Source organism: Streptococcus oralis, assembly GCF_001075875.1.
Lineage (GTDB): Bacteria > Bacillota > Bacilli > Lactobacillales > Streptococcaceae > Streptococcus > Streptococcus oralis_I.
The window spans coordinates 1-8,249 of record NZ_JUOS01000170.1; the positions used below are offsets into that span (position 1 = coordinate 1).

Here is an 8,249-nt window from a genome sequence, read left to right on the forward strand (position 1 = left end):
TACCTAATGATTATGCTATTCTAGATATATAGTTTTGTTATAAATAAATGTCAGTGCGAGATCAAATTGGAGAATAAAATGGAAAAACAAATTTCTACGCAGAATGGAATGCGAAAAAGTGATAATTAAAGAGACAAAAAAGCTGAGAATATGATTTCCCAGCTTTTTTGAATGCGATAGAAATAGCAACTAGACTATTTACGAAAGGCCTCAATAATGTAGGTGAAGCCAGTAACTAAAACTGAAAAGGCAATGACATAAACGACAAAGACACCTGTAGCCACTGGATTGAACAGAATCACTAGACCTAGTAAAAATTCAAGCAAGGCTACCCACGTGATATTGCTACCAATAATAGGGAAAATCAATCTTAGACGATTGCCTTTAAAGAAAGCAATAATGGCTTCTACAATTAACCAAATTCCTACAATGGTCGGAATGACGACCGGCAGGGTCACAAAGCCATAAGCAACGAGGTAAAGAGCTAAGAGAAGACTAACAAATCCTTGGAAAAGATAAACAGGTGAGCGAAGCTCTTTTGGTGCAGAGAAATAGCCTAAAATAGCTGCTATAGAAGAAACCAGTAAACCAAATGAAATCCACCAGCTGTAAGCAACAAGATTAGCTACTGGGTTTGTAAATAGGAAAAGTCCTAAAAGGACAAAAACAACTCCTGCAAGGAATAGCAGTAAACGATTAGAAAATTTCATTTCAATACCCCCTATATAGTATAGTATAGTTTGTTAATAAAACTATTGTACTTATTTTTATAGAAAATGTCAATAAAATAAATAAACAATTTGGAAGTTTCAGTCTGACTTACAAAAAGAAAAGGAGTTTTCACTCCTTTTCACAGATTTAAGACAAAGTCCTTATAAAAGTGTCTTCTAAAGATTTTAACTTCAATCTGAAGCGAGGTTATCCTCGCTTTTTCTATTTATCAAACAATTCCTTATTTTCAATCAAGAGTTCTAGTGGAGATTTTTCTCTTGCTACAATAAAACCAGGTTCATATTGGGTATGAAGTGTTCTTTTCTGAGAAGTTGGATCAATATACAACTCTTTTCCATCTTCTGTGTATAGTTGGTTGCCTCTTGTTAGGTAAAGTAAATCCTCTAAGTACTGTCCATCAGTATGTAGGAAATGCTCGATGTATTTGACAGCTTTTAAGATTTCACTTACTTTATCAGAGTATTCATTAGATTCAAGAACACTCTTTTCTAACTCAATCTCTTTACTCGTTCCAAAGAGTTGGGTTGGAGTTGCATTAAAATATTCCGCTATCTTATCCAAATTTGCAAAGGTAGGATAGCTTTTTTGTTTTTCATAATCAGAGATGTCTGGAAAGATTGCTCATAAAAAAAATGTGGGGCAAATGATGGGGCAAATCAGTTATAGACAAGCAAAAAAGCCTTATAAATAAAGGCTTTTTCCTGTTGATTTAGATGCCCCCTACAGGGCTCGAACCTGTGACCCATAGATTAAGAGTCTACTGCTCTACCAACTGAGCTAAGGAGGCAAATAAAAAGCTGTATTGGTGCCGAAACTTCACGGTTTGTATTGAACCCGCGCAATTAAGCAGGTGGGCAACTCGCTCTAACTGAAGCTGTTTCCGTGTGAGACGGCCTACATGCTGTTAGAAGACTTTTGTTTCCCTAATAATACAAAAAATAGTCGGTCAACACTTAAATGTGAAGTCGTACACCACAGCGTTTCTATGATTATATGATACCACTTTTTCAAAAAAAATCAAGGGAAAATTAAAAATTTTGAAAAGGATTTCATAAGTTTCGTAATTTATCAATGGTTTCCTTGCGTTGAGCCAGGGCACGTTCGTATTTTCCACTATCTTCTGGTGAGAAGTAGCTATGGTTGCGAATTTTTTCTGGCAAGTACTCTTGTTTGACCCAGTGACCTGGGTAGTTATGTGGATAGAGGTAGTTTTGGGCATTGCCTAATTCCTTGCTACCACTATAGTGGCCATCTCGCAGGTGACGTGGGATTGGTAGATGACCTGAGGTTTTAAGGTCAGACAGAGCCTTGTCCATAGCTACATAGGCTGAGTTGGATTTTGGAGAAAGGGCCAAATCAATCACAACATTGGCAATGAGGATGCGGGCTTCGGGGAAACCGATCCTCTGTGCTGCATCCAGAGCAGTCACGGTATGAATCTGGGCTTCGGGATTGGCCAAACCGATATCTTCATAAGCAATAACAGTCAAACGACGAGCTAGGCTAGGAAGGTCACCGGCCTCTATCAAGCGAGCAGCATAGTGGAGACTAGCATCGACATCGGATCCACGGATGGATTTTTGCAGGGCAGAGAGAACATCATAGTGTCCGTCTCCATCCTTGTCCATAGTGATGTAGCTTCTCTGAAGACTATTTTCCATAATGTCGAGTGTGATGTGACGGACACCGTCATCATTTTCTGGGGTGGAGAGAACTGCCAAATCAAGCGAATTGAAGGCAGAACGGAGATCTCCATTGGTAGATGTTGCGATAAAATCAAGGGCATCATCATCTAACTCAACAGGGAAATCAAAACCTCTTTCAGGGTCAGTCAGGGCTATTTGAACGGCCTCTTTAACATCTTGGTTAGACAAGGGTTCCAACTCAAAAATCTGAACACGGCTACGAATGGCTGGCGTGACAGAAAAGAAAGGATTTTCAGTCGTCGCTCCAATCATAATGACCAGTCCACTTTCCAAGAGAGGCAAGAGGAAGTCTTGTTTAGTCTTGTCAAGACGATGAATCTCGTCTAGTAGCAGTACAAGGCCACCTGAGAATTTAGCTTCCTCAGCGATTTCTTGGAGGTGTTTTTTACTATCAACTGTCGCATTGAAGGTCCGAAAAGCATACTTGGTCGTTCCAGCGATGGCTGAAGCGATACTGGTTTTTCCGATGCCTGGAGGTCCGTAGAGGATCATAGAGGATAGGCGATTGGCTTCCACCATACGGCGGATAATCTTGCCAGGTCCAACTAGATGCTCCTGACCGATGACCTGGTCGATGGTTTTGGGGCGCATACGAAGCGCGAGATTGTCTGGCATAGTAGTCCTTTCTAACATGGATTTTCTGATACGAATGTGGTAAGATGGTAGTATCTATTTTAGCATATTTCCGAGTATTCGGGGCGATTGAAGAGTCGTATAGAAAGAGGACAAAATGGCAACATATGGATTTTTAGATGTTTTACAAGAAGAGTTGGACAAGAACTTTCCTTTTGATTATGAGATTAGCTGGGATAAGCGCAATCATGCGGTTGAAGTAAGTTTTTTGCTAGAGGCACAAAATGCTGCAGGAGTGGAGATGCTGGATGAGGATGGAGAGGTATCATCAGATGATATCCTTTTTGAGGAAGCGGTGCTCTTTTACAATCCTGCCAAGTCAACTGTTAATGAAGAAGACTATCTCACGGTCATCCCTTACCTGCCGAAGAAAGGTTTTTCTCGTGAATTTTTAGCTTATTTTGCCCTATTTCTCAAGGATACTGCCGAGGTTGGGCTAGATGCTCTCATGGACTTTTTGGAAGACCCAGAAGCAGAAGAATTCGTCATGGAATGGAACCAAGAAGTCTTTGAAGAAGGGAAAGTCGGTTTGGAAGAGGGAGAATTTTATCCCTATCCGAGGTATTAGAAAAGATTCTAAGTGGACATTTTTAAATAATGAATTCAAGGAGAAGGGGGAGACTATGCTAGAAAAAGTCAAACAGTTTTTCAGGAGAAGGCCAGCTAAAACTGAGCCGTCAGTTGATATTCTTCCCCGCAATCGCTTTGCGGATCTAGATTTCGAGAAAGTATTGAAGTCAGGAGCTCGTCGCCTTGTTAATGAGGAAGGACGCTATGCTGAGGATGGGAAAATCACAGAACTTGAATTTCCTGAAGATTTTGCGGAATTTGAATTTCTAGTTGGTTTTAAGACGGAGGAAGAAGAGCAGTTTCAGCAACTATTAGCTCGTTTGAATAGTTTTGACAATGCCATTCAGTCCCATTTGGAAAGCGAGTTGCAACAACCCATCCCTCAGTATGCTAAGGATCTCGGCTATACTCAGAAGAAGTGGGAAAGGACATTTTACTTCCATCCTTGGATATTAAGTTTTGAGGAAAACCCGCCTAATCTTCGCTATGTTGCAGATTATGTAAATGATGAGTTTACGGTTTATTTTGCTAAAAAACATGGTAGATGGCAGGCGTACTGGGATGCAGAGTGCCAAAAAGTAATCGAAGAAAACTAGCTTGTATTTTCCTAGAGAGTAATTGTTATCATAGAAAAGAGTAAATATCATGGAATTATTGGATAGCAGAATGGATTTCACAGGCTCTAAGATTGCCTTGATTTGTGGGGGTAAGGTCTTGGCTATCTTACGTGATGACAAGGACGATATCCCTTGTCCCAACATGTGGGAATTGCCAGGTGGTGGCCGTGAAGGGGATGAAAGTCCTTTTGACTGCGCTCGGCGTGAAGTCTATGAAGAACTAGGAATTCATCTAACTGAAGATTGCCTGCTTTGGAGTAAGGTCTATCCCAGCATGCTCTATGAAGGTCGGCAGTCTGTTTTTATGGTTGGTCAGTTAAGTCAAGAACAGTTTGACAGTATCACCTTTGGAGATGAGGGACAGGGATACAAACTGATGAATATTGAGGAATTTCTTAATTCTAAACAAGCAGTACCTCAGTTGCAGAGAAGATTGAGGGATTATTTGGAGGAGAAGAATGATTTTTGCTATTGCAACAACGACGTTGAATAAAGAAGTTAAACACAAACTAAAAACTGGACAATATTCCAGAGAAGAAGCTATATTTATTTATATTGAATATTTAAAGTTAAAGAAGATAAGAGAAAGAGCTACGAAAGTAACTGGGATTTTTATGGCTGTGATGTGTGTTCTAATGGTTGTTGTACCCTTACTAAGTGGTAGAGGTCTCATACTGCCCCTATCAGCGTATTTTTTACTTTTTATACTGTTTGAAAGTATTGTTCTACTAGTTTATTATCTTATGTTTGGTATTTTTAAACAGCAGATTCATAGCGCAATGAAAGAACATTACGCAGATGTGATTGAAGAATTTAAGAAAAATAAGGAAGATTCAAAATGGAAACATGGCAAGAGTTAAAAGTTACAGTCAAGCGTGAGGGAGAGGAGTTGGTTTCCAATCTCTTGATTGAGTTGGGAGCGCAAGGTGTTGCGATCGAGGACAGTATGGACTATGTGGGAAATGTTGACCGCTTTGGCGAGATTTTCCCAGAGGTCGATCAGAAAGAAGAAATCGTTGTGACAGCCTACTACCCTGACACGGTTGATGTAGCAACGGTTGAAATGGACTTGAAGGCTCGCCTAGCAGAATTGACAGATTTTATGGACTTGGGAGAAGTCAAGATGGGAACGACTGCTTTGGCTGAGGAAGACTGGGCTGACAATTGGAAGAAATACTATGAGCCAGCTCGGGTTACTCATGACTTGACCATCGTGCCGTCTTGGACAGACTATGAGGCGACTGCAGGAGAAAAGATTATCAAGCTGGATCCAGGGATGGCATTTGGGACAGGAACTCACCCAACAACCAAGATGAGTCTCTTTGCCTTGGAGCAGGTTCTTCGCGGTGGCGAAACGGTGCTAGATGTAGGGACAGGTTCAGGCGTCCTTTCTATTGCTAGCTCTCTTCTTGGTGCCAAGGAAATCTTTGCCTATGACTTGGATGATGTGGCGGTTCGGGTGGCTCAGGAAAATATTGAGCTCAATCCTGGTATGGAAAACATCCATGTAGCCCCAGGTGATTTGCTTAAAGGCGTGGAAATCGAGGCAGACGTCATCGTAGCCAATATTTTGGCGGATATTCTCATTAATCTGACAGACGATGCTTATCGATTGGTCAAGGATGAAGGCTATCTCATCATGAGTGGCATTATCAAGGACAAGTGGGACATGGTACGTGAGTCAGCAGAAGCAGCTGGATTTTTCCTTGAAACCCATATGATCCAAGGAGAATGGAATGCCTGTGTCTTCAAAAAAACAAAGGATATCTCTGGTGTGATTGGAGGCTAGCATGCAACAGTATTTTGTAAAAGGTCTTGCCACATCTCCTGTCACTATCGAGGACAAGGAAACAAGCAAGCACATGTTTCAGGTCATGCGCTTGAAAGAAGAGGACGAGGTTACTTTGGTCTTTGATGATGGCATCAAGCGCTTGGCGCGCGTGGTAAATGTGGAAGCACGTCAGTTTGAGTTGGTTGAAGAATTAACTGACAATGTGGAACTGCCAGTCCAGGTGACTATCGCATCTGGTTTTCCCAAGGGAGATAAGTTGGAGTTTATCACTCAAAAGGTAACGGAACTAGGTGCCAGTCAGATTTGGGCCTTCCCTGCAGACTGGTCAGTTGCTAAATGGGACGGTAAAAAACTAGGGAAAAAAGTCGAGAAACTAGAAAAAATCGCCCTTGGAGCAGCCGAGCAAAGCAAGCGCAACTTTGTCCCAAGTATTACGCTTTTTGAGAAAAAGGCAGACTTTCTAGCACAACTGAGCCAGTTTGACCGCATCGTGGTGGCTTATGAAGAGTCGGCTAAAGAAGGCGAATCAGCCGCACTTATACAAGCAGTTGCTGGACTGGAAAAAGGAGCTGAATTGCTCTTTATCTTTGGTCCAGAAGGTGGTCTCTCACCTGCAGAAATCGAGAGTTTTGAAGCTAAAGGAGCAGTCTTGGCAGGTCTTGGTCCTCGTATTTTGCGAGCAGAAACAGCACCGCTTTATGCCCTGTCAGCCCTTAGTGTTTTATTAGAATTAGAGAAATAAGAGGAAAAAGATGGAACAAAAACACCGTTCAGAATTTCCTGAAAAGGAACTTTGGGATTTGACAGCCCTATACCAAGACCGCGAGGATTTCTTGCGTGCGATTGAGAAGGCGCGTGAAGATATCAATCAATTTAGTCGTGACTATAAGGACAATCTTCACACTTTTGAAGATTTCGAGAAGGCCTTTGCAGAATTGGAACAAATCTACATTCAGATGAGTCATATCGGTAATTACGCCTTTATGCCTCAGACGACAGACTATGGTAATGAAGATTTTGCCAATATCGCCCAAGCTGGAATGGACTTTGAGACAGATGCCAGTGTCGCCTTAACCTTCTTTGACGATGCCTTAGTGGCAGCAGACGAGGAAGTCTTGAACCGTTTGGGTGAATTGCCTCACTTGACGGCAGCCATTCGTCAGGCCAAAATCAAAAAAGCCCACTATCTTGGGGCGGATGTGGAAAAGGCCTTGACCAATCTGGGTGAAGTTTTCTACAGTCCACAGGATATTTACACCAAGATGCGAGCTGGGGACTTTGAAATGGCTTACTTTGAAGCCCATGGCAAAACCTACAAAAACAGTTTTGTGACCTATGAAAACTTCTATCAAAACCACGAGGATGCTGAAGTCCGTGAGAAATCCTTCCGTTCGTTCTCAGAAGGACTACGTAAGCACCAAAATACAGCTGCAGCAGCCTATCTTGCTCAGGTCAAGTCTGAGAAATTGTTGGCAGATATGAAGGGATATGACTCAGTCTTTGACTATCTTCTGGCCGAGCAAGAAGTAGATCGTGCTATGTTTGATCGCCAGATTGACCTTATCATGAAGGACTTTGCGCCAGTCGCTCAGAGATATCTCAAGCATGTGGCTAAGGTCAATGGTCTTGAGAAGATGACCTTTGCCGACTGGAAATTGGATTTGGATAGTGCTCTTAATCCAGAGGTTAGCATTGATGATGCCTACGATTTGGTCATGAAATCGGTAGAACCTTTGGGGCAGGAATATTGTCAGGAAGTTGCTCGCTATCAAGAAGAGCGTTGGGTAGACTTTGCTGCTAATAGTGGTAAGGATTCTGGTGGCTATGCAGCTGATCCATACCGTGTGCATCCATATGTCCTCATGAGCTGGACAGGCCGTTTGAGCGATGTTTATACCTTGATTCATGAAATCGGGCATTCTGGTCAATTCATCTTTTCTGACAATCACCAAAGCTATTTTAATGCCCACATGTCGACCTATTATGTCGAAGCACCGTCAACCTTCAATGAATTGCTTTTAAGTGATTACTTGGAACACCAGTCTGATGATCCACGTCAGAAACGCTTCGCTCTTGCTCACCGCTTGACAGATACCTACTTCCATAACTTCATCACTCACCTTCTGGAAGCTGCATTCCAGCGTAAGGTGTATACACTGATTGAAGAAGGAGAAACCTTTGGGGCAAGCAAACTCAACA

The 8,249-nt window shown here is 42.0% G+C and carries 10 protein-coding genes and 1 tRNA gene; 7 read left to right on the forward strand and 4 right to left on the reverse strand.

Annotated elements, in window-relative coordinates; translation table 11 throughout:
* Window positions 1-194 precede the first annotated feature (194 nt).
* The 4 genes from ADM33_RS09005 to ADM33_RS09020 all read right to left on the reverse strand — a co-directional run bounded on the left by ADM33_RS09005 (window position 195) and on the right by ADM33_RS09020 (window position 3,053).
* Entirely contained in the window at window positions 195-710 is a 516-nt protein-coding gene (locus tag ADM33_RS09005) for an HdeD family acid-resistance protein (protein WP_006150850.1), read from the reverse strand.
* A 223-nt stretch (window positions 711-933) separates the two neighbouring features.
* Entirely contained in the window at window positions 934-1,350 is a 417-nt protein-coding gene (locus ADM33_RS09010; protein WP_239684830.1) for a helix-turn-helix domain-containing protein, read from the reverse strand.
* A gap of 96 nt (window positions 1,351-1,446) precedes the next feature.
* Window positions 1,447-1,519, reverse strand: a tRNA-Lys gene (locus tag ADM33_RS09015).
* Window positions 1,520-1,781: 262 nt separating this feature from the next.
* Window positions 1,782-3,053: a replication-associated recombination protein A gene (locus ADM33_RS09020; RefSeq protein ID WP_049504654.1), complete on the reverse strand. Its 1,272-nt coding sequence runs from the start codon at window positions 3,051-3,053 to the stop codon at window positions 1,782-1,784.
* 115 nt (window positions 3,054-3,168) lie between these two features.
* Between ADM33_RS09020 and ADM33_RS09025 the strand changes: the two genes are divergently transcribed.
* The 7 genes from ADM33_RS09025 to pepF all read left to right on the forward strand — a co-directional run.
* Window positions 3,169-3,639 (forward strand): DUF3013 family protein, encoded by a 471-nt coding sequence (locus ADM33_RS09025; protein ID WP_006149390.1) that lies wholly within the window; start codon window positions 3,169-3,171, stop codon window positions 3,637-3,639.
* A gap of 55 nt (window positions 3,640-3,694) precedes the next feature.
* Window positions 3,695-4,237, forward strand: a complete 543-nt coding sequence (locus ADM33_RS09030; RefSeq protein ID WP_049504655.1) for a hypothetical protein — start codon at window positions 3,695-3,697, stop codon at window positions 4,235-4,237.
* A 49-nt stretch (window positions 4,238-4,286) separates the two neighbouring features.
* The gene (locus ADM33_RS09035; RefSeq protein WP_049504656.1) at window positions 4,287-4,751 is read left to right on the forward strand and encodes an NUDIX hydrolase; all 465 of its coding nucleotides are present in this window, start codon (window positions 4,287-4,289) and stop codon (window positions 4,749-4,751) included.
* On the forward strand, window positions 4,717-5,118 hold the full coding sequence (locus ADM33_RS09040) for a hypothetical protein (RefSeq protein WP_049504657.1): 402 nt from the start codon (window positions 4,717-4,719) through the stop codon (window positions 5,116-5,118). Before ADM33_RS09035 ends, ADM33_RS09040 begins: the two co-directional genes overlap by 35 nt.
* On the forward strand, window positions 5,097-6,047 hold the full coding sequence (prmA, locus tag ADM33_RS09045) for a 50S ribosomal protein L11 methyltransferase (RefSeq protein ID WP_049504658.1): 951 nt from the start codon (window positions 5,097-5,099) through the stop codon (window positions 6,045-6,047). Before ADM33_RS09040 ends, prmA begins: the two co-directional genes overlap by 22 nt.
* Before the next feature lies 1 nt (window position 6,048).
* Window positions 6,049-6,792 (forward strand): 16S rRNA (uracil(1498)-N(3))-methyltransferase, encoded by a 744-nt coding sequence (locus tag ADM33_RS09050; protein ID WP_049504659.1) that lies wholly within the window; start codon window positions 6,049-6,051, stop codon window positions 6,790-6,792.
* A 10-nt stretch (window positions 6,793-6,802) separates the two neighbouring features.
* Window positions 6,803-8,249: oligoendopeptidase F (gene pepF, locus ADM33_RS09055; RefSeq protein WP_049504660.1), on the forward strand; the 1,447-nt coding region annotated here is incomplete at its 3' end.